The sequence below is a fragment of the Neobacillus sp. NPDC097160 genome, from assembly GCF_044762155.1.
In the GTDB taxonomy this organism is placed as follows: Bacteria; Bacillota; Bacilli; order Bacillales; family Cytobacillaceae; genus Neobacillus.
Map to the genome: position 1 here is coordinate 53,097 of NZ_JBIWDU010000003.1, position 20,537 is coordinate 73,633.

Annotated in this window: 18 protein-coding genes; 16 read left to right on the forward strand and 2 right to left on the reverse strand. The window is 40.4% G+C overall.

Annotated features, from left to right (window positions below):
* Positions 1 to 2 precede the first annotated feature (2 nt).
* The 7 genes from ACIQXV_RS04570 (at position 3) to spo0A (ending at position 8,574) form a co-directional block, all read left to right on the forward strand.
* On the forward strand, positions 3 to 896 hold the full coding sequence (locus ACIQXV_RS04570) for a polyprenyl synthetase family protein (protein ID WP_402956459.1): 894 nt from the start codon (positions 3 to 5) through the stop codon (positions 894 to 896).
* A 167-nt stretch (positions 897 to 1,063) separates the two neighbouring features.
* Positions 1,064 to 2,959: a 1-deoxy-D-xylulose-5-phosphate synthase gene (dxs, locus tag ACIQXV_RS04575; RefSeq protein ID WP_402957128.1), complete on the forward strand. Its 1,896-nt coding sequence runs from the start codon at positions 1,064 to 1,066 to the stop codon at positions 2,957 to 2,959.
* Between the two features lie 3 nt (positions 2,960 to 2,962).
* Positions 2,963 to 3,802 (forward strand): TlyA family RNA methyltransferase, encoded by an 840-nt coding sequence (locus ACIQXV_RS04580; protein ID WP_402956461.1) that lies wholly within the window; start codon positions 2,963 to 2,965, stop codon positions 3,800 to 3,802.
* 116 nt (positions 3,803 to 3,918) lie between these two features.
* Positions 3,919 to 4,368, forward strand: coding sequence for a transcriptional regulator AhrC/ArgR (gene ahrC / locus ACIQXV_RS04585; RefSeq protein ID WP_007087923.1), 450 nt, complete (start codon positions 3,919 to 3,921; stop codon positions 4,366 to 4,368).
* A gap of 15 nt (positions 4,369 to 4,383) precedes the next feature.
* Positions 4,384 to 6,072, forward strand: coding sequence for a DNA repair protein RecN (gene recN, locus ACIQXV_RS04590; protein ID WP_402956464.1), 1,689 nt, complete (start codon positions 4,384 to 4,386; stop codon positions 6,070 to 6,072).
* A 129-nt stretch (positions 6,073 to 6,201) separates the two neighbouring features.
* A complete protein-coding gene (gene spoIVB, locus ACIQXV_RS04595) occupies positions 6,202 to 7,497 on the forward strand; it encodes a SpoIVB peptidase (protein ID WP_402956466.1) in 1,296 nt (431 codons plus the stop codon).
* Positions 7,498 to 7,782: 285 nt separating this feature from the next.
* A complete protein-coding gene (spo0A, locus tag ACIQXV_RS04600; protein WP_402956468.1) occupies positions 7,783 to 8,574 on the forward strand; it encodes a sporulation transcription factor Spo0A in 792 nt (263 codons plus the stop codon).
* 132 nt (positions 8,575 to 8,706) lie between these two features.
* On the opposite strand, the gene ACIQXV_RS04605 is transcribed toward spo0A, so the two are convergent.
* A complete protein-coding gene (locus ACIQXV_RS04605; RefSeq protein ID WP_402956470.1) occupies positions 8,707 to 8,847 on the reverse strand; it encodes a YycC family protein in 141 nt (46 codons plus the stop codon).
* Positions 8,848 to 8,885: 38 nt separating this feature from the next.
* On the opposite strand from ACIQXV_RS04605, the gene ACIQXV_RS04610 reads away from it, so the two are divergent.
* Positions 8,886 to 9,614, forward strand: a complete 729-nt coding sequence (locus ACIQXV_RS04610) for a glycerophosphodiester phosphodiesterase (RefSeq protein WP_402956472.1) — start codon at positions 8,886 to 8,888, stop codon at positions 9,612 to 9,614.
* Positions 9,615 to 9,627: 13 nt separating this feature from the next.
* Here ACIQXV_RS04610 and ACIQXV_RS04615 read toward each other — a convergent pair whose 3' ends face one another.
* Positions 9,628 to 9,861 (reverse strand): DUF2627 domain-containing protein, encoded by a 234-nt coding sequence (locus ACIQXV_RS04615; protein WP_402956473.1) that lies wholly within the window; start codon positions 9,859 to 9,861, stop codon positions 9,628 to 9,630.
* A 187-nt stretch (positions 9,862 to 10,048) separates the two neighbouring features.
* Here ACIQXV_RS04615 and ACIQXV_RS04620 point away from each other — a divergent pair, with 187 nt between their 5' ends.
* The 8 genes from ACIQXV_RS04620 to ACIQXV_RS04655 all read left to right on the forward strand — a co-directional run bounded on the left by ACIQXV_RS04620 (position 10,049) and on the right by ACIQXV_RS04655 (position 20,395).
* Positions 10,049 to 12,124, forward strand: coding sequence for a sigma-54 interaction domain-containing protein (locus tag ACIQXV_RS04620; RefSeq protein ID WP_402956474.1), 2,076 nt, complete (start codon positions 10,049 to 10,051; stop codon positions 12,122 to 12,124).
* 131 nt (positions 12,125 to 12,255) lie between these two features.
* Positions 12,256 to 13,161 (forward strand): phosphate butyryltransferase, encoded by a 906-nt coding sequence (yqiS, locus tag ACIQXV_RS04625; protein WP_402956476.1) that lies wholly within the window; start codon positions 12,256 to 12,258, stop codon positions 13,159 to 13,161.
* A 28-nt stretch (positions 13,162 to 13,189) separates the two neighbouring features.
* Positions 13,190 to 14,293 carry a branched-chain amino acid dehydrogenase gene (gene bcd / locus ACIQXV_RS04630; RefSeq protein ID WP_402956478.1) on the forward strand — a complete coding sequence of 368 codons (1,104 nt, stop codon included), beginning with the start codon at positions 13,190 to 13,192 and terminating at the stop codon, positions 14,291 to 14,293.
* A 68-nt stretch (positions 14,294 to 14,361) separates the two neighbouring features.
* Positions 14,362 to 15,480: a butyrate kinase gene (gene buk / locus ACIQXV_RS04635; protein ID WP_402956480.1), complete on the forward strand. Its 1,119-nt coding sequence runs from the start codon at positions 14,362 to 14,364 to the stop codon at positions 15,478 to 15,480.
* Positions 15,481 to 15,502: 22 nt separating this feature from the next.
* A complete protein-coding gene (gene lpdA, locus ACIQXV_RS04640) occupies positions 15,503 to 16,924 on the forward strand; it encodes a dihydrolipoyl dehydrogenase (protein ID WP_402956482.1) in 1,422 nt (473 codons plus the stop codon).
* Positions 16,925 to 16,964: 40 nt separating this feature from the next.
* Positions 16,965 to 17,960 (forward strand): thiamine pyrophosphate-dependent dehydrogenase E1 component subunit alpha, encoded by a 996-nt coding sequence (locus ACIQXV_RS04645; RefSeq protein WP_402957129.1) that lies wholly within the window; start codon positions 16,965 to 16,967, stop codon positions 17,958 to 17,960.
* Positions 17,961 to 17,972: 12 nt separating this feature from the next.
* Positions 17,973 to 18,956, forward strand: coding sequence for an alpha-ketoacid dehydrogenase subunit beta (locus tag ACIQXV_RS04650; protein ID WP_402956484.1), 984 nt, complete (start codon positions 17,973 to 17,975; stop codon positions 18,954 to 18,956).
* 140 nt (positions 18,957 to 19,096) lie between these two features.
* Complete coding sequence (locus ACIQXV_RS04655; RefSeq protein WP_402956486.1) at positions 19,097 to 20,395, forward strand: dihydrolipoamide acetyltransferase family protein; 1,299 nt, start codon at positions 19,097 to 19,099, stop codon at positions 20,393 to 20,395.
* Positions 20,396 to 20,537: the final 142 nt, after the last annotated feature.

The window sequence follows — 20,537 nt, forward strand, 5'->3', positions numbered from 1 at the left end:
ACTTGGGAACCGGGTTTCTAGACGCATTTGCACAAGAATATAAACAACTGCTTGATTCGGAGCTACGTGCACGGGTTGAAAGGCTTGATGCCCCTTCTGTTATCAAGGAATCTATGATTTATTCCCTTGAAGCGGGCGGAAAAAGAATCCGTCCTCTATTGCTATTTGCAACATTAGACGCGTTTGGAATCGACCCTAAAAATGGGCTGAATGCTGCGGCTGCGGCTGAAATGATCCATACCTACTCATTAATCCACGATGATTTGCCAAGCATGGATAATGACGATTTAAGGAGAGGAAAACCGACCAATCATAAGGTTTTTGGTGATGCCGTTGCCATATTAGCCGGTGATGCGTTGTTAACCTATAGTTTCGAGGTAATTAGTACTCTTCCAAATGAATTTGCTTCGGCCGATACGAAACTAAAGTTAGTGATTGAAATGGCAAGAGCGGCCGGGACAGAAGGAATGGTTGGCGGTCAAGTTGCTGATATGGAAGGTGAAGGGAAGAAACTCTCTCTAGAGGAGCTTGATTATATACATATTCATAAAACAGGTAAGCTGCTTAAGTTTTGTGTGGTAGCGGGGGCTATAATGGCAGAGGCAAGTCAAAGTCAATTTGATCATCTTTCTGCCTTCGCCCATCACCTTGGTCTTGCATTTCAAATACAGGATGATATTCTGGATTTGACCGGCAATCAACAGGTGATTGGCAAGCCTGTTGGAAGTGATACAGCAAACGATAAGAGTACTTATCCGCAATTGTTATCTTTGGAAGGTGCAAGAGCTGCTTTAAGTAACCAAATAAACCAAGCAAAGGAATTTCTGAAAAAGACTGGCTTAAATACAAATTTGCTAAGAGAAATAACGGATCTAGTTGCTTCAAGAGATCACTAATAATGGGTGTTTGAGGTAATGAATTTATTATGATATAATCGTTTTCAATGTAGAGAACGTTGTTAATGCCGTTATCACATATCGTGTTAACGGCTATTTTTTCAAAAGAAAAGCCGAAGCGCGTTTTAGCGCACGAAAGAAAATGTATGAAAGTGAGTGGTCCAAAAATGGATTTATTATCAATAAAGGACCCATCCTTTTTAAAAAGGATGTCGAATAACGAGTTGAAGACTTTAAGTCAGGAAATTCGCCAATTCTTGGTTGAAAAGCTATCTGTAACTGGAGGCCACATTGGACCGAATCTGGGTGTAGTGGAATTAACCATTGCTTTACATAAATGTTTTGACAGTCCAAAAGATAAAATTATCTGGGATGTTGGTCATCAATCCTATGTTCATAAAATTTTAACAGGCAGGGCCAGTGAATTTGATACCCTTAGACAATTTAAAGGTTTATGCGGTTTCCCTAAGATGGTTGAAAGCGAGCATGATGTTTGGGAGACAGGCCACAGCTCCACTTCGCTTTCAGCAGCAATGGGGATGGCAATTGCCAGGGATTTAAAAAAGGAAAAATCCTTCGTGGTTCCGGTGATTGGTGATGGTGCCTTAACAGGTGGAATGGCATTAGAAGCCTTAAATCATATTGGTCATGAGAAAAAAGATATGATCGTTATTTTAAACGATAATGAAATGTCAATCGCTCCAAATGTGGGTGCCCTTCATAATATTCTTGGCCAATTGCGCACGGCCGGAAAATATCAATGGGTGAAAGATGAACTTGAAGTGCTATTGAAAAAAGTTCCTGCTGTTGGCGGTAAACTTGCGGCAACGGCGGAACGAATCAAGGATAGTCTTAAATATTTAGTGGTTTCGGGCATGTTTTTTGAAGAATTAGGATTTACTTATTTGGGTCCGATTGATGGCCATAATTTTGACGCTTTATTTGAGAACCTTAGCTATGCTAAAAAGACTGAAGGGCCCGTTCTTCTTCATGTCATCACTAAAAAGGGTAAAGGGTATCAACCGGCAGAAAGTGATAAAACAGGTACATGGCACGGAACTGGTCCATATAAGATGGATACTGGAGATTTTGTTAAACCAGCTAAAAAGCAGCCGCCCGCATGGAGCAGTTTAGTAAGCGAAACAGTTCGAAAGCTGGCACGGAGCGATGAACGAATTGTGGCGATTACTCCAGCGATGCCGGTAGGTTCTAAGCTCGAAGGCTTTGCCAGTGAGTTCCCTGAACGAATGTATGATGTTGGGATCGCCGAACAGCATGCCGCGACAGTTGCAGCAGGTTTAGCTACACAGAATATGAAGCCTTTTTTAGCGATATACTCCACGTTTTTACAACGTGCCTATGATCAGGTTGTTCATGATATCTGCAGGCAAAACTTAAATGTTTTTATTGGTATTGACCGAGCAGGGTTAGTTGGCGCCGATGGTGAAACGCACCAAGGCGTATTTGATATTGCTTTTTTAAGACATATTCCTAATATCGTGCTCATGATGCCAAAAGACGAAAATGAAGGCCAGCATATGGTATATACCGCTTTAAATTACGATGATGGCCCAATAGCGATGAGATTCCCGCGTGGCAATGGAGTCGGTGTCCAAATGGATGAGGAATTTCGGAAGATTCCTATCGGTACATGGGAGGTTTTAAAAGACGGCGATGATGCGGCTATACTAACCTTTGGTACTACCATTCCAATGGCAATGGAAGCGGCATTGGCACTTGAAAAGAAAGGGATTTCTGTGAGGGTTGTGAATGCTAGGTTTATAAAGCCATTGGATGAAAAAATGTTGACCGGTTTATTAGAAAATAATATCCCGCTTCTCACCATTGAGGAGGCAGTTTTACAAGGCGGCTTTGGAAGTGCTGTTCTTGAGTTTGCTCATGACCATGGGTTTTATCATCCCCAAATTGACCGAATCGGAATCCCGGATCAATTTATTGAACATGGCGATGTAGGCTCCCTGCTTGAAGAGATAGGCTTAACGACAGAGGAAGTAAGCAAAAGGATTTCCATTCTGGCAAGGAAAAAACAGCAAAGGGCTTAAATAATGAAAAATAAAGAAAGATTAGACGTGTTACTCGTAGAACGAGGATTGATTGAGACGAGGGAAAAGGCAAAAAGAGCCATCATGGCAGGGTTAGTTTATACAAATGAAGAGCGATTGGATAAACCGGGTGAAAAAGTAAAGGTCGATGTTCCACTAAATATTAAGGGGAATATGCTCCCTTATGTAAGCCGCGGAGGATTAAAGCTTGAAAAGGCACTAAAGGTTTTTGATGTGAATGTGTTAGATAAGGTTTTATTAGACATTGGTGCTTCAACTGGTGGATTCACTGATTGTGCTTTGCAAAATGGTGCGAAAATGTCATATGCCCTCGATGTTGGCTACAATCAGCTTGCTTGGAAGCTAAGGCAGGATAAACGCGTTGTGGTAATGGAAAGAACAAATTTCCGCTATGTAACACCTGCTGACTTAGGTGGGGAAATGCCGAACTTTGCGACGATTGATGTATCATTTATCTCTTTAACCTTAATATTGCCAGTGTTAAAAACACTTCTTATACCCGGAAGTGATATTATCGCACTTGTAAAGCCGCAATTTGAGGCGGGACGTGATCAGGTGGGTAAAAAGGGGATCGTTCGTGAAGAAAAGGTCCATTTACAGGTAGTAGAAAAAATAATTAACTTTTCCCTTCAGCAGGGATATTGTGCTGCCAACCTTTCCTTCTCACCGATTACTGGTGGGGATGGAAATATTGAATACTTACTGCACCTTAAATGGAATGGGGAACAGGAAGCAGGAATGAACTTACTCCCTGTTAGCTCCTTAGAGGTAGTAAAAGAATCTCATTTAGAATTTAAAACGAAACAAACTCCAGAAGGATAGGCAATTGCTTATCCTTTTTGAATGTGTATTTTCCTGTATTTTTATGCTACCATATGGGTAGATACGACATTTTAGTACAAAATACTTAGATGTTTTAATGACTATGGGGTGAAAAAATGAATAAAGGCCAACGCCATATAAAAATTAGAGAGATTATTGCCAGCAATGATATTGAGACACAGGATGAGTTAGTGGACGAGCTTAAAAGTGCAGGCTATAATGTAACGCAGGCGACAGTGTCACGCGATATTAAAGAATTGCATCTTGTTAAAGTCCCATTAATCGATGGTCGCTATAAGTACAGCCTGCCTGCAGACCAAAGGTTTAATCCATTACAAAAATTAAAACGGTCATTAATCGATGCGTTTGTAAGAATTGATTCAGCTGGCCATTTGCTCGTGATGAAATGCCTGCCGGGTAATGCAATGGCCATTGGAGCATTAATCGACAATCTTGATTGGGAAGAAATATTAGGAACGATTTGCGGTGATGATACGATGTTAATTATATGCCGGACACCGGAAGATACGGAAGTTATTACAAATCGATTCCTTGATATGCTTTAATTGGGGGAGTGTTTCTTGTTAGCAGAACTATCAATAAAAAATTTCGCCATTATCGAAGCGCTTGACATCTCTTTTGAAAAAGGATTAACTGTTTTAACGGGTGAAACGGGTGCCGGTAAGTCCATTATTATTGATGCGATTCATTTACTTGTAGGTGGGAGAGGATCGGCAGAATTCGTCCGCCACGGAGAAGGGAAAGCAGAAATCGAGGGTTTGTTTCAGCTAGATGACCCAAACCATCCAGTATTGTTAAAGTCACTAGAATTTGGGCTAGAGATTGAAGAAGGCATGGTAGTTTTACGACGCGATATTTCTCGAACTGGAAAAAGCGTTTGTCGAATAAACGGAAAATTGGTTACAATATCCACTCTTCGGGAAATTGGCGGGACCCTTGTTGATATTCATGGACAGCATGAGCACCAAGAGCTGATGGATGAGACAAGACATTTACCATTGCTTGATCAATTCGGTTCTGAAGAAATTCAAGCTTCATTGGGCGAGTACGTGCAAGTATTTCGACGATACGAGCATACATTACATAAGCTAAAAACTTTAAGTGAAAATGATCAACAGACAGCCCATCGACTTGATTTAATTCAATTTCAATTAGATGAGATCCAAAAGGCCAATTTAAAACCTCTTGAAGATGAACAGCTTTCAGAGGAAAAAAGAAAACTGGGAAATTACGAACGGGTATTTGAAGCCATTCAATCAGGCTATACTGCCTTACACGGCGAACAGAAGGGACTTGATTGGATTGGAATGGTCATGGGCTACCTCGAAGATGCAGCCGCACTTGATTCGACCTATAAGGAAATATATGATTCCGTTTCGAATAGCTTTTACCAATTAGAGGATGCAGCTCGTTCCTTACGGAATGAAATGGATACATTAGAGTACGATCCTGGGCGGTTAAATGAAATAGAAGATCGTTTAAATGAAATTAATCAGCTTAAACGTAAATATGGAAAAACAATTGATGAAATACTAGAATATTCGGCTAAAATTGAAGAAGAAATTGAAACACTACAAAATAAAGAAACACATATTGGAGAACTTGAGAAAGAACTCGCCTCGATTAAAAAAGACTTAGTTCTCGAAGCAAAACAATTAACCGAACTTCGACATAAATGGGCAGATAAGCTGACAAGGCTAATCCATAAAGAATTGAAAGAATTGTATATGGCAAAAACGGTTTTTGAAATTCGTTTTGAATCCGAGCCGCAACACTTTTCAAAAAATGGAGTCGATCATGTCGATTTTTATATTTCGACGAATCCAGGTGAGCCATTGAAGCCACTATCAAAAGTTGCATCAGGAGGAGAATTATCACGAATAATGTTGGCTCTAAAGAGCATTTTTTCCAAGCATCAAGGAGTTACTTCCATTATCTTTGATGAGGTGGACACTGGCGTCAGCGGAAGGGTTGCCCAATCTATTGCTGAAAAAATCTATAAGGTTGCTTCAGGTTCACAGGTTTTGTGTATCTCCCATTTACCACAGGTGGCAGCTATGGCCGATACACATTTGTTTATTGCTAAGATTATTAAAGGGGGAAGAACAAAAACATCTGTCACTCCTTTAGATATTGAAGAGAAAATAAAAGAAATTGGCCGAATGATTTCCGGTGCCGAAATTACCGATTTAACGAAAAAACATGCTGAGGAATTGTTACAATTAGCAGTAAAAACGAAGGTAAATTGAAAAGCTTCCCAATTTGGGTAGCTTTTTTATGTTTATACCAGTTATAAATGATTGTCAAGGAGGCAAAATTAAAGATGTAGCCATTTATAAAGTGAAGTGAAGTGAAAAGAAGCGAGGAGAGTGAAAAATTTGAAGTTAGAAATAATTAGAAAGATTATTGGTGGAATTCTCCTTGTTTCATTAATTAGCCTTATATTTTTTCAGCCCTTACAGCAATACCTGGCAATACCAAAGAACATTACAGTTTTTGAAGGGCAAGATTATACTTTCCAAAAGGCTGCCCCGGTATCAGCCGCCCTTAAATTTAATTCTCACAAATCGAATATCACACTTGATCAGGAAAAACATTCAGTATCTCTAAAAGCAACTGAAAAAGGAAAAAATGAAGTGCTTTTAGAATATGCAGGTATCCCGATTAAAAAGGTCGATGTACATGTTTTAAAAGATTTCAGGGTTATTCCTGGCGGTCAATCAATTGGTGTAAAATTAAATACTGTAGGTGTGTTAGTGGTTGGCCACCATTTAATCAATACTGAAAATGGTAAAAAATCTCCAGGTGAGATTGCAGGGATAAAAATTGGAGATATCATCACAGAAATTAATGGCAGCAAAATTGAAAAAATGACGGATGTTGCCCCTTTCGTGCAATCCGCAGGGCAAGATGGTAAAGCCCTAGATATGGTAATAAGCCGGGAAAGCGGCAAATTGACCACTAAATTAACTCCGTTAAAAGATAAAGGGGAAAACACGTATAAGCTTGGTTTATATATTAGAGATTCAGCAGCTGGAATTGGGACAATGACCTTTGTCCACCCTCAATCTAAAAAATATGGTGCCCTTGGACATGTCATATCAGACATGGATACAAAGCAGCCAATTGTGGTCGAAGATGGCCAAATTGTCCGTTCTACAGTAACCTCTATTGAAAAAGGAAGTAATGGAGATCCGGGTGAAAAGCTTGCCCGTTTTTCATCAGATCGCGAAGTCGTTGGTAATATCCAAAAAAATAGCCCATTTGGAATTTTTGGCGAATTAAATAAAGAGTTAAAAAATGGTGTTCTTGATAAAGCGCTGCCAATTGCTTTATCCCATCAGGTAAAAGAAGGACCAGCGAAAATTTTAACAGTGGTTAATAATGACCAAGTTGAAGAATTTAATATCGAAATTGTTAGCACAATCCCGCAAAAATTTCCGGCAACAAAAGGCATGGTTATAAAAGTAACCGATCCTAAGCTCCTCGAAAAAACTGGAGGAATTGTTCAAGGCATGAGCGGCAGTCCGATTATTCAAGATGGAAAACTGATCGGTGCAGTTACACATGTTTTTGTTAACGATCCTACCTCAGGATATGGGGTCCATATCGAATGGATGCTAAATGAAGCTGGAATTAATATATACGAAACACCAAAAAATAAAGCGAGTTAATGTAAAAGCAAAATAGGGGAAATACCTATTTTGCTTTTCTTAAGTTGTATAAAGATTATTCGACAAAAATCAGTTGTTTATTGGATATAGTGCGAATTTAGTCGAAAATAGAAGGAAAACAAAGAATAGATGAGATTTTATCACTATTTTAAGAAATATTAAAAAAATGAGAGGGATTTTTGTTGCATTGTCGAATTTCTTATTTAGAATAGAATTAAGAGATGACAAATGATTAGAGTATTAAAATGAGAATAGAGATCTGATCTGAATGAGGAGGAACTGGAATTGAAGAAGATAAAGGTATGTGTTGTGGATGATAATAGGGAGTTAGTGGGATTATTAGAGGACTATATTTCGTCCCAAGATGATATGGAAGTTGTGGGAATTGCTCATAATGGTCAAGAATGCTTGGAAATGTTAGCAACTACTGACCCTGATGTACTTGTATTAGATATTATCATGCCGCATCTTGACGGATTGGCAGTGCTTGAACGCTTGCGCGAGTTGAAAAAAGGGGCACTTCCAAATGTGATTATGCTGACGGCTTTTGGCCAAGAAGATGTAACAAAAAAAGCGGTTGAACTAGGTGCTTCCTATTTTATCCTAAAACCATTTGATATGGAAAATTTGGGCAGCCATATTCGACAGGTTAGCGGGAATAGCAATACATTCTCTCGAAAGGCTCCATCAGCAAGCTACCGCTCACAAGCAGAACAAAAACCAAAAAATTTAGATGCAAGTATTACAAGCATTATTCATGAAATCGGAGTACCGGCACATATTAAAGGATATTTATATTTGCGCGAAGCCATTTCAATGGTTTACAACGATATCGAGCTTTTAGGATCAATCACAAAAGTATTGTATCCAGATATCGCCAAAAAATATAACACGACAGCAAGCCGTGTTGAGCGTGCCATTCGGCACGCCATCGAAGTTGCGTGGAGTCGTGGAAACATTGATTCTATTTCCTCCTTATTCGGTTATACTGTAAGTATGTCAAAAGCAAAGCCAACAAATTCCGAATTTATCGCGATGGTTGCAGATAAATTACGCCTGGAACATAAGGCTTCTTGAAATGAACAGTAAACGTATTGAAAGCCTTCATTTCAGTAAATGAAGGCTCTTTTTTTTAAAGAAATAAGAAAGAAATTTCGACTTTGAGAATTGTCCAGCTTCAGGCGCCTTTCGCTTTTCTTATTAATTGATTCAATTATCTTTCTCCTTCTCCAATTCCATAAGTTTTTGAATGAGAATATGTTGCGGCATATGCATAAGCTGTTCTATCGGTACGTTTAGTTTCTGAGATAGCTTCAGCGCTGTTTCGGGTGATAACTGTAATGGTTTCATTTGTTATTCCTCCATATTTAAAGTTGGGAAGTGAAAAGATGACTCAAATTTTTGCACATCGCGGTTACTTAGCTTCTTATGCTGAAAATACAATGGGCGCATTTTTAGAGGCAGAAAAAGCAGGTGCCGACGGTATAGAGCTTGATGTTCAATTGACAAAAGATGGTGAAATCGTGGTAATCCACGATGAAAAAGTGGATCGAACCACAAGTGGGAATGGATTTGTCAAAGATTTTTTATTTAAAGAAATCAGAAAACTAAATGCCAATAAAAAAGGTGTTAAAAAGGAACTAATACCATCCTTAATTGAAGTTTTAGAATGGATGAAAACGAACAAGCTCATATGTAATATTGAACTGAAAAATGGCCTGATACCTTATGAAGGCATGGAAGAAAAGGTTATTCAGCTTGTTCGTAAATATGGTCTCATGGACAGGATTATTATTTCCTCATTTAATCATTATAGTATCGTCTATAGCTATAGGATTGCACCGGAAATTGAGGTGGCCCCGCTGTTTATTGAGGGGATTTATATGCCATGGATCTATGCGCAGTCAATAAGAGCGAAGGGGATTCATCCAAAGCATTCAGCTATGTCGGATAATATCTTTATCAATACGATGGAAAATGGGATTGCCGTTCGCCCCTACACCGTCAATAAAGACGCGGATATGCACCGGCTCTTTAACATTAATTGTACGGCTATTATTACGGACGAACCAGTTAAAGCACTTCGAATAAGGAAACAATATGAAAAGAGACCATAATAATGGCCTCTTTTTACTTTTTAAATCTCTCCTGAACTTTATTTCTTTTGCGATCCCGGCGGAAGATGAATCCCGCTACAAACCCAAGACCGCCAATAAATAAGAGTAAACCGACCAGGAATTGCAGCAAGAGGTTTGGAAACGGTGCCTGAAGAATCCCGAAAGTCATATCACGCATTAATTTTATTCCCAAAGCAGCCAACGCACCTGGAATCACTAAAATGATGAGGGCGATAATACGTATCATAAATAAATCCTTCCAATATCAGTTTTCATGCAACAGTATATTTCAATTATATCTCATGAAAATATTATTACATAGATGAAAATTGTCAAGGTTTGTGTTTAGTTATAAAATAGAAATGAAGATAATTGCATGTTTTTTCAAAGTTGGGGATGAAAAAAATTTCTTGATTTAAAAAGGGGCAGAAAAGATGCAAAACATTATGATTGTTGGCGCCGGAAAAGGTGGAACAGCAATCTTAAAAATTTTAAAAGAATCAGAAGTTTTAAAGGTCGATGTAGTCATTGATCGAAACGTGGATGCTCCAGGCGTTTTATTGGCTCAAGAAGAAGGTATTAAAACAGGAACAAGCTGGAGACCTTTTCTTACTGAGGACATTGATATTATTATCGAAGTGACTGGTCATGACACTGTTTTTCAAGAATTGCGGGATGCAAAAAATAAAAAGACGGTGTTAATTCCAGGGAGTGTAGCCTTCCTTGTTTCAAAACTAATGGAGGAAAAAGAAGAACTTGTCGCTAAGCACAAAAATGAATCTTATCAGCAGGAACTGATTTTCAATGCTACAAATGATGGAATGGTTGTGATTGACAATCATGGTAAGGTAATTTTGTTTAACAAACGGGCAGAAGAAATAATGGGGGTAAACAAAGAGCAGGCAATTGGCAAAGCGGTTTTAGAAGTCATTCCAACAAGCAGGCTTCCAATCATTCTTGAAACTAGGAGAATAGAGGCCAATCAAGAAATGGTATTAAGTAATGAGCGAAAAATTATTACAACTCGGATCCCAATCATTGAAGAAAATGGAACATTGATCGGAGCTTTCGCGGTTTTTAAGGATATTACTGAGGTTGTAAATCTTGCAGAGGAAATCACCGATTTAAAGGAAATCCAAACCATGCTGCAAGCAATCATTCATTCCAGTGATGATGCCATTTCCGTTGTCGATGAAAACGGAAGGGGAATCCTTATTAATCCTGCATACACCCGTTTAACCGGTCTTACACAAGAGCAAGTAATAGGACAGCCTGCAACTGCGGATATCTCTGAGGGTGAAAGTATGCATATGAAGGTGCTTCAAACAAGAAGAGCTGTTCGCGGTGTGCCGATGAGAGTGGGACCAAATAAACGAGAAGTGATTGTAAATGTTGCACCAATTATTGTGAAAGGAAAATTAAAGGGCAGTGTTGGTGTCATTCATGATATGTCAGAGATGAAGTCATTAAGCAGAGAATTAAACCGTGCCAGGCAGATTATCCGTACGCTTGAGGCTAAATACAGCTTTGAAGATATCATCGGTCAATCTGAGGAAATGATGCTTGCAATCGAACAGGCAAAGCTAGGTGCAAAAACACCTGCGACTGTCCTTCTCCGCGGGGAATCCGGTACAGGTAAAGAGTTGTTTGCCCATGCGATACATAATGCAAGTGATCGAAAGTACAACAAATTTATCCGCGTCAATTGTGCTGCTATTTCTGAATCATTATTAGAAAGTGAATTATTTGGTTATGAGGAGGGAGCCTTTTCCGGCGCTATCCGTGGAGGCAAGCGCGGTTTTTTTGAAGAAGCGAATAACGGCAGTATTTTTCTTGATGAGATCGGTGAACTTTCTGTGAATACCCAAGCAAAGCTACTAAGGGTTCTACAGGAAAATGAAATTATCCGTGTCGGAGGGACAAAGCCTGTCACCATTAATGTAAGGGTCATTGCCGCAACTAATGTTAATTTAGAAAAGGGTATTGCCAAAGGTTCCTTTAGGGAAGACTTATATTATCGTTTAAATCGCATGCCGATTCAAATACCGCCGCTTAGAAAACGAAAAGAAGAAATTCCTGTTTTATGTGAGAGGCTGATTCAAAAAATAAATCGTGATTACGGCCGGAATGTTGAAGGGGTCACGCAGTCTGCGTTACTACAATTAATGAGCTATGATTGGCCTGGAAACGTGAGGGAATTAGAAAATATTCTTGGCAGGGCAATCATTTTTATGAAGTATTTTGAGACATTGATTGATGTCCATCATTTACCTGAGTTGAAAAATAAAAAAATAAGAAATGAGACTTCCCTAACAAATACAAGTGAATCCTTTGGATTAGACCAATCCTTATCAGAAATGATGGAGGAATACGAAGCAAACATCATTCAGCAAACACTTTTACGATTAAATGGAAATAAGACATTAACAGCTAAAACCCTAGGTTTGTCTGTGAGAAATTTATATTATAAGCTAGAAAAATATAACCTTGAAAAAAACAGCATGCAATAATTTTCATAGTGTGAAGAAATTTGCATTGTAAAACAGAAGGAAATAAAGCGTTTTCATAAAAATTATTTGGCACAAATATTGCATATTAATATATCGGAGTTGCAGTAAGAGGAGAAAGGGTTGATGACAACTTGTTGCTGGATTCACTGATTGACAAAGCAACCCAGGAAGGCATATACACGGTAGCAGTTGCCGCAGCAGAAGATGCTGAAGTCATAGAAGCTGTGGTCGATGCATTAGACCGAAATCTTGCTCATTTTATCCTTTTCGGTGATAAAGAAAAAATTAATTCACTCATCGAAATGAAAAAGCACGAACTGATTAACAGTAATAAAATAAAAATTGTTCATGCAGGTTCCATTGCCAATGCAGGTGAATTAGCTGTTAAGGCTGTTTCTAACAATGAGGCAAATGTTTTAATGAAAGGCAATGTTCCAACCAATATACTTTTAAAAGCTGTCCTGAATAAGGAATACGGACTTAGAACAGGAAACGTTTTATCGCATGCGGCTTTTTTTGAAATACCAGGATACAATCATTTTACTATTGTCACTGACGCTGCGATGAATATTGCCCCTGATTTAGAACAAAAAGCACAAATAATTAATAATACTGTTTCATTAGCCAAATCCGTTGGAATCGTCACTCCGAAAGTGGCGCCTATAGCCGCAGTTGAGGTAGTAAATCCTGCAATGCAGGCAACAGTGGATGCGGCTGCATTAACGATAATGAATAAACGAGGGCAAATACCCGGCTGCATCGTTGATGGGCCGCTGGGCTTAGATAATGCCGTTTCAGCCCTGGCTGCAGAACACAAAGGAATTTTGAGTGAAGTCGCCGGAAAAGCTGATATTTTATTAGTTCCTACCATCGAAGTAGGAAACGTATTATATAAATCCTTAATTTATTTTGCCAAGGCAAAGGTTGGTGCCGTGATTGCCGGAGCTAAAGCACCAATTGTGTTAACATCTAGAGCCGATTCAGCAGAAAGTAAGCTCTATTCTCTTGCGTTAGCGTTATGCTGTATTAAAAAATAGATATTCAACATTCGAGGAGGAATTATCCATGGAAATCTTCAAGTACTTAGAAAAATATGATTATGAGCAAGTGGTATTCTGTCAAGATAAACAATCAGGTTTAAAAGCGATTATCGCTATTCATGATACAACACTCGGACCAGCACTAGGCGGTACCCGGATGTGGACATATGCATCAGAAGAAGCTGCCATTGAAGATGCTCTTCGCCTTGCCAAAGGGATGACCTATAAAAATGCTGCCGCAGGTTTAAATCTTGGCGGCGGGAAAACCGTGATCATTGGCGACCCTCGCAAAGATAAAAATGAAGCAATGTTTCGCGCATTTGGCCGATACATCCAGGGGCTAAATGGCCGATATATTACAGCTGAAGATGTGGGTACAACAGTTGCTGATATGGATTTAATTCATGAAGAAACAGATTATGTTACGGGAATTTCTCCTGCTTTCGGGTCATCAGGTAATCCTTCCCCAGTTACAGCATTCGGTGTTTACCGCGGAATGAAGGCTGCTGCGAAAGAGGCTTTTGGATCTGATTCTCTTGAAGGAAAAGTAGTGGCAGTTCAAGGTGTTGGAAATGTTGCCTATACTCTTTGCCAATACTTACATGAAGAAGGCGCACAGCTGATTGTAACGGACATAAATAAAGAAGCTGTTAATCGGGCGGTAGAAGCTTTTGGTGCCCTTGCTGTAGACCCGGATGAAATCTATGGTGTTGAATGTGATATCTACGCTCCATGTGCTTTAGGAGCAACGATCAATGATGAAACAATCCCTCAATTAAAAGCAAAAGTGATCGCGGGGTCGGCTAATAATCAACTAAAAGATACCCGACATGGCGATATCATCCATGAAATGGGTATTGTCTACGCTCCGGATTACGTTATTAATGCCGGCGGTGTTATCAATGTTGCGGATGAGCTTTATGGTTATAACCAAGAACGGGCAATGAAAAAAGTGGAGCAACTTTATGCAACGATCGAAAAAGTAATTGAAATTTCAAAACGAGATGGCATTCCAACTTACGTTGCAGCTGACCGAATGGCGGAAGAGCGAATTGAAAGAATCCGCAACTCCAGAAGCCAATTCCTGCAAAATGGTCATCATATTCTCAGTCATCGAATTTCTAGGTAATTTTATTAGAACGGCAAAGCGCTGAATGGGAAATTCAGCGCGTTTGCCTTTAAGTAGATGTTTTTGTAATGGAGGTTACTACGTTGCCAGATAAAGAATATCGGATTCTCATCATCAATCCAGGCTCAACATCCACTAAGATCGGAGTCTTCGATAATGAAATTTCCATTTTTGAAAAAACCATCCGCCATGAGGCTGAACAAATAAATACCTTTGCAAATATAATTGATCAATATGAATTTAGAAAAAATACAATTCTGGAAACACTGGATCATGAAGGAATCAACATTTCCAAATTATCAGCTGTTTGTGGACGGGGAGGATTGCTGCGACCGATTGAAGGTGGAACATATGCTGTAAATGACTTGATGCTAAAGGATTTACGTTCAGGTTTATCTGGACAGCACGCATCGAATCTTGGTGGAATCATAGCCTTTGAAATCGCATCAGGCCTCAATATTCCATCCTTTATAGTGGATCCCGTTGTAGTGGATGAACTAGACCCGATTGCTAGAATTTCTGGTTTCCCTCTGATAGAAAGAAAAAGTATCTTTCATGCGTTAAACCAAAAAGCAGTCGCAAGAAGAGTAGCAAAGGAATTAGGAAAAAAATACACCAATTTAAATTTGATTGTTACCCATATGGGCGGTGGTATTACCGTTGGCGTTCATAAACATGGTAAAGTTATTGATGTCAACAACGGTCTGCATGGTGATGGACCTTTTAGCCCTGAACGTGCAGGAACTGTACCTGCAGGTGATTTAATCGCTCTCTGTTTTTCAGGTGAACATTATCGAGAAGAAATCATGAAAAGACTTGTTGGTCAAGGGGGTCTTTTTGGTTACCTGGGAACAAATGATGCCGTTAAAGTAGAACAACGAATTGAAGCCGGTGATCAAGAGGCAAAGCTTGTTTATGAGGCAATGGCCTATCAAGTTGCCAAAGAAATCGGTGCAGCGAGCGCTGTTCTTTCGGGTAAAGTGGATGCGATTGTATTAACTGGCGGTCTCGCTTATGGTAAAGGTTTTGTAAAATCAATCACCGATCGAATTAATTGGATTGCAGACGTTATTGTACAACCCGGTGAAAATGAACTGCAAGCATTGGCTGAAGGAGCACTTCGCGTTTTACGTGGTGATGAAGAAGTAAAAATGTATCCGGGGAAATTTACAACTGCAAAAATTTAAGGAATATGGGGAGGAAACATACATGGCACAGGAATACGATTTGGTCATTCTTGGCGGTGGAACGGGCGGCTATGTGGCTGCCATTCGCGCCTCACAGCTTGGCTTAAAAACGGCTATTGTTGAAAAAGGAAAACTAGGCGGCACATGTCTGCATAAAGGCTGTATCCCAAGTAAAGCCTTGCTAAGAAGTGCTGAGGTTTTTGCCACAGCAAAACATAGTGAGGATTTTGGGGTTATGACTGGCGAAGTCTCTTTGAATTTTGGTAAAGTACAAGAAAGAAAAAATAAAATTATCGACCAACTACATAAAGGTGTTCAGCATTTAATGAAGCAAGGTAAGATTGATGTGTATGAAGGACTTGGCCGGATCCTGGGACCATCAATTTTTTCTCCAATGCCGGGAACGATCTCAGTTGAAATGAACAATGGTGAAGAAAACGAAATGCTAATTCCAAAAAATGTGATTGTTGCTACGGGTTCAAGACCAAGGACGCTTCCAGGTTTGGAAATTGACGGGGATTTTGTGATGTCTTCTGATGAAGCATTACAGCTTGAAGCACTTCCAAAATCAATCATTATCGTCGGGGGCGGTGTTATTGGCATCGAATGGGCGTCTATGCTCTCTGATTTCGGAGTAGAAGTAACGGTCATCGAATATGCTGATCGCATTATTCCGACAGAAGATAGGGAAATTTCAAAGGAAATGCAGCGGTTGATGAAGAAAAAAGGCGTTAAATTTGTAACGAGTGCCAAGCTTCTACCTGAAACGTTTGTTAGAGATAACGGAGTTGCGGTTTCTGCGGAAGTAAAAGGTGGAGTGAAAGAATTTAAGGCTGAAAAACTCCTAGTTTCTGTTGGCCGTCAGGCTAATACGGAAGGAATCGGAATTGAAAATACCGAAATTCAAGTGGAAAAAGGATTTATCGCCACAAATGAATTTTTCCAAACCAAGGAATCCCATATTTATGCGATTGGCGATTGTATTGGCGGATTGCAGCTGGCACATGTTGCCTCACATGAGGGGATAGTCGCTGTCGAGCACATTGCCGGAAAAGATCCATCGCCGTTTGATTACAATCTTGTGTCCAGATGTATTTATAGTAACCCAGAGGTTTCAAGCGTTGGGATAACCGAGGATCAGGCAAAAGAAAAAGGTCATAAGGTGAAGGTTGGAAAGTTCTCTTTCAGAGCGATTGGAAAGGCACTTGTTTTTGGAGAATCAGATGGATTTGTGAAGATTATTGCCGATGAGGAGACCAATGATATTCTAGGGGTGCATATGATTGGTCCACACGTAACAGATATGATAACAGAAGCGGGACTTGCGATGGTATTAGATGCCACACCTTGGGAAATTGCTCACACGATCCATCCACATCCTACTTTGTCAGAAGCAATTGGCGAAGCGGCACTCGCAGTCGATGGAAAGGCAATCCATTCTTAAGTAAATTTTTTCTAGCGAACAATCGGGAGGTAAGAAATTGATGGTAGAAAAGCGTCATGAAGCATTAGGTTTAAGCGACGGAAAAGTATTGGAAATATATGAAACGATGCTTTTGGCCCGCCGTATTGATGAGCGGATGTGGTTATTGAACCGTGCCGGTAAAATACCCTTCGTAATTTCATGTCAAGGTCAGGAAGCGGCCCAAGTAGGAGCAGCATTTGCATTAGACCGCGAAAAAGATTACGTTCTTCCATATTATCGCGATATGGGCGTTGTATTAACTTTTGGGATGACACCAAAGGAACTGATGCTTTCAGGTTTTGCCAAGGCAGAAGATCCTAACTCAGGCGGACGGCAAATGCCTGGCCACTTTGGGCAAAAGAAAAATAGGATTGTTACAGGTTCATCTCCAGTAACCACACAGGTTCCGCATGCAGTTGGCGTAGCCCTTGCTGGAAAAATGGAAAGAAAAGATCTTGTTACCTTTGTAACCTTTGGAGAAGGCTCTTCAAACCAAGGGGATTTCCATGAAGGGGCAAACTTTGCCGGTGTTCATAAACTGCCGGTCATTTTCATGTGTGAAAATAATAAATATGCGATTTCTGTGCCAATTGAAAAACAATTAGGCTGTGAAAAGGTATCCGACCGCGCAATTGGTTATGGAATGCCTGGAATTACAGTTGATGGGAACGATCCACTCGAAGTCTATAAAGCGGTTAAAGAAGCTGCAGACCGTGGACGCCGCGGCGAAGGCCCAACATTGGTTGAAACAGTTTCCTACAGGCTAACACCGCATTCTTCTGATGATGATGACCGTTCATACCGGGCTCCAGATGAAGTTGCTAAGGCAAAAACACAAGATCCAATCATTACGTTTGGCGCTTATTTAAAGGAAACGGGTGTCCTGAATGATGAGTTGGAAAAAGAAATCAATGATCGCGTAATGAAATTGGTGAACGAGGCCACTGATTATGCAGAAAATGCTCCGTACGCAGCACCAGAGGAAGCATTGAAATATGTTTATGGGGACATGTAAGGGGGACGGAACATGGCAGTAATTTCTTATATTGATGCAGTAACAATGGCCATTCGTGAAGAAATGGAACGAGATCCAAAGGTTTTTGTCCTTGGTGAAGATGTTGGGGTAAAAGGCGGCGTATTTAAAGCCACTCAAGGTTTGTATGAGCAATTTGGCGAAGAAAGAGTCATTGATACACCACTCGCCGAATCCGCCATTGCGGGGGTAGGAATCGGAGCAGCCATGTATGGTATGCGTCCGATTGCCGAAATGCAATTTGCTGATTTTATTATGCCGGCAGTCAATCAAATTATTTCGGAAGCAGCAAAAATCCGCTACCGTTCTAATAATGACTGGAACTGCCCAATGGTTATACGGGCTCCGTACGGCGGTGGCGTTCATGGGGCACTCTATCATTCGCAATCGGTTGAAGCGGTATTTGCTAACCAGCCAGGCTTGAAAATTGTCATGCCTTCCACCCCTTATGATGTAAAAGGGCTATTAAAAGCAGCGATTCGTGATAATGATCCTGTTCTATTTTTCGAACATAAACGCGCATATCGTTTAATAAAGGGTGAGGTACCGACAGAGGATTATACGCTTCCGATCGGAAAAGCCGATGTCAAGCGTGAAGGAGAAGACATCACCGTAATTACGTACGGACTTTGTGTTCATTTTGCCCTTCAAGCTGCAGAGAGACTAGCAAAGGATGGAATCTCTGTCCATATACTTGATTTGCGAACCGTTTATCCACTTGATCAAGAAGCGATTATTGAAGCAGCTTCGAAAACAGGAAAAGTCTTGCTTATTACCGAGGACACAAAAGAAGGCAGCATCATGAGCGAGGTGTCTGCGATTATTGCTGAACATTGCTTATTTGAATTAGACGCGCCAATTAAGCGTCTTGCTGGACCGGATGTACCGGCAATGCCGTACGCACCAACGATGGAAAAATTCTTCATGGTAAATCCTGATAAGGTAGAAAAAGCAATGCGCGAGCTTGCGGAGTATTGAAACGAAAAGCGGAGGCGACTTGTCCAGCCCCGACAAGCGGTGGAGGGCCTGACAGTGAAGTTGTTCTTAAACTTCATTGGCAGGACCGAAGCGACTCGAGGGGCTAGGCGCCGGAGCTGGACAATAGGAGGTATGTATTAGTGGCAGTAGAACAAATTAAAATGCCTCAGTTAGGGGAAAGTGTAACCGAAGGTACGATCAGTAAATGGTTAGTATCTGTGGGCGACAAAGTGAATAAATACGACCCTCTAGCAGAGGTAATGACAGATAAAGTAAACGCAGAAGTCCCATCTTCCTTTACAGGTGTGATCAAAGAACTAATTGCCGGTGAAGGCGATACATTAGCAGTTGGGGAAATTATTTGTACGATTGAAACCGAAGGCGGCGGGGGTGCGGATGAAACTTCAATTGCAGTGGCCGAGAAAACCCCTTCAGAAACTAGTGATACTGTTGCTGAGGCCCAAGAAGACCAGGGGAACAAAGCCCGTTATTCACCTGCTGTTCTGAAAATTTCTCAAGAGCATGGCATTGATTTAAATCAGGTGTCAGGCACGGGTGCTGGTGGACGGATTACTAGAAAAGACCTGCTGAAATTAATTGAGTCAGGGAATATTCCGGCCGCAGGTCAAAAAGTGGAAGCACCGCAGCAGCCAGCAGCAGTTCAGGCACCAGCGCAGCAAGTATCTAGTCAGCCCGTTTCTACACCGGCACCAGCTGTGAATATTCCGGTTGCAGTTGGAGATATTGAGATCCCGGTTACAGGCATCCGGAAAGCGATTGCTGCTAATATGCTGCGCAGTAAGCATGAAGCACCGCATGCCTGGACAATGATTGAAGTGGATGCAACTAATTTGGTTGACTACCGTAACACCCTTAAAGATGAGTTTAAGAAAAAGGAAGGCTTTAATTTAACATTCTTTGCATTCTTTGTGAAGGCTGTTGCGCAGGCTTTGAAAGAGTTCCCGCAAATCAATTCAATGTGGGCCGGTGAAAAAATCATCCAAAAGAAGGATATTAATATTTCAATTGCGGTTGCAACTGATGATGCGTTATTTGTGCCGGTTATTAAGAATGCGGATGAGAAGACGATTAAGGGAATTGCCCGCGAAATTTCTGAGCTAGCTGTTAAGGTGAGAACAGGGAAACTTCGATCCGAAGATATGCAGGGAGGAACTTTTACTGTTAACAACACAGGTTCTTTCGGCTCTGTTCAATCAATGGGTATCATCAATTACCCGCAAGCAGCGATTTTGCAGGTGGAGTCCATCGTTAAGCGTCCAGTAGTGATGAACAATGGCATGATTGCTGTCCGGGACATGGTAAACTTATGTATGTCACTTGATCACAGAGTATTAGACGGACTTGTTTGTGGTCGTTTCTTACAGCGTGTGAAGGAAATTCTTGAAAATACATCAAAATCAACAACTTCGATTTACTAAAAAACAACCGCTGCAACGGATTTGCAGCGGTTGTTTTGTTTGTAAGCGACCGTGAAGTGACAGTTTTCATTGCTTGAATTGTGTTTGTACCATAAAATAGTACGTAGAAGAATTAATTGAATTTTAATTCAATTAGGCAAGC

Bases quoted from the DNA above. Each gene is read 5' to 3' on its own strand.
- ACIQXV_RS04645 (WP_402957129.1), top strand. From the start codon at position 16,965: ATGGTAGAAAAGCGTCATGAAGCATTAGGTTTAAGCGACGGAAAAGTA.
- ACIQXV_RS04650 (WP_402956484.1), top strand. From the start codon at position 17,973: ATGGCAGTAATTTCTTATATTGATGCAGTAACAATGGCCATTCGTGAA.
- ahrC (WP_007087923.1), top strand. From the start codon at position 3,919: ATGAATAAAGGCCAACGCCATATAAAAATTAGAGAGATTATTGCCAGC.
- ACIQXV_RS04615 (WP_402956473.1), bottom strand. From the start codon at position 9,861: ATGATACGTATTATCGCCCTCATCATTTTAGTGATTCCAGGTGCGTTG.
- ACIQXV_RS04610 (WP_402956472.1), top strand. From the start codon at position 8,886: ATGACTCAAATTTTTGCACATCGCGGTTACTTAGCTTCTTATGCTGAA.
- ACIQXV_RS04580 (WP_402956461.1), top strand. From the start codon at position 2,963: ATGAAAAATAAAGAAAGATTAGACGTGTTACTCGTAGAACGAGGATTG.
- ACIQXV_RS04605 (WP_402956470.1), bottom strand. From the start codon at position 8,847: ATGAAACCATTACAGTTATCACCCGAAACAGCGCTGAAGCTATCTCAG.
- buk (WP_402956480.1), top strand. From the start codon at position 14,362: ATGGAGGTTACTACGTTGCCAGATAAAGAATATCGGATTCTCATCATC.
- dxs (WP_402957128.1), top strand. From the start codon at position 1,064: ATGGATTTATTATCAATAAAGGACCCATCCTTTTTAAAAAGGATGTCG.
- bcd (WP_402956478.1), top strand. From the start codon at position 13,190: ATGGAAATCTTCAAGTACTTAGAAAAATATGATTATGAGCAAGTGGTA.
- ACIQXV_RS04620 (WP_402956474.1), top strand. From the start codon at position 10,049: ATGCAAAACATTATGATTGTTGGCGCCGGAAAAGGTGGAACAGCAATC.
- lpdA (WP_402956482.1), top strand. From the start codon at position 15,503: ATGGCACAGGAATACGATTTGGTCATTCTTGGCGGTGGAACGGGCGGC.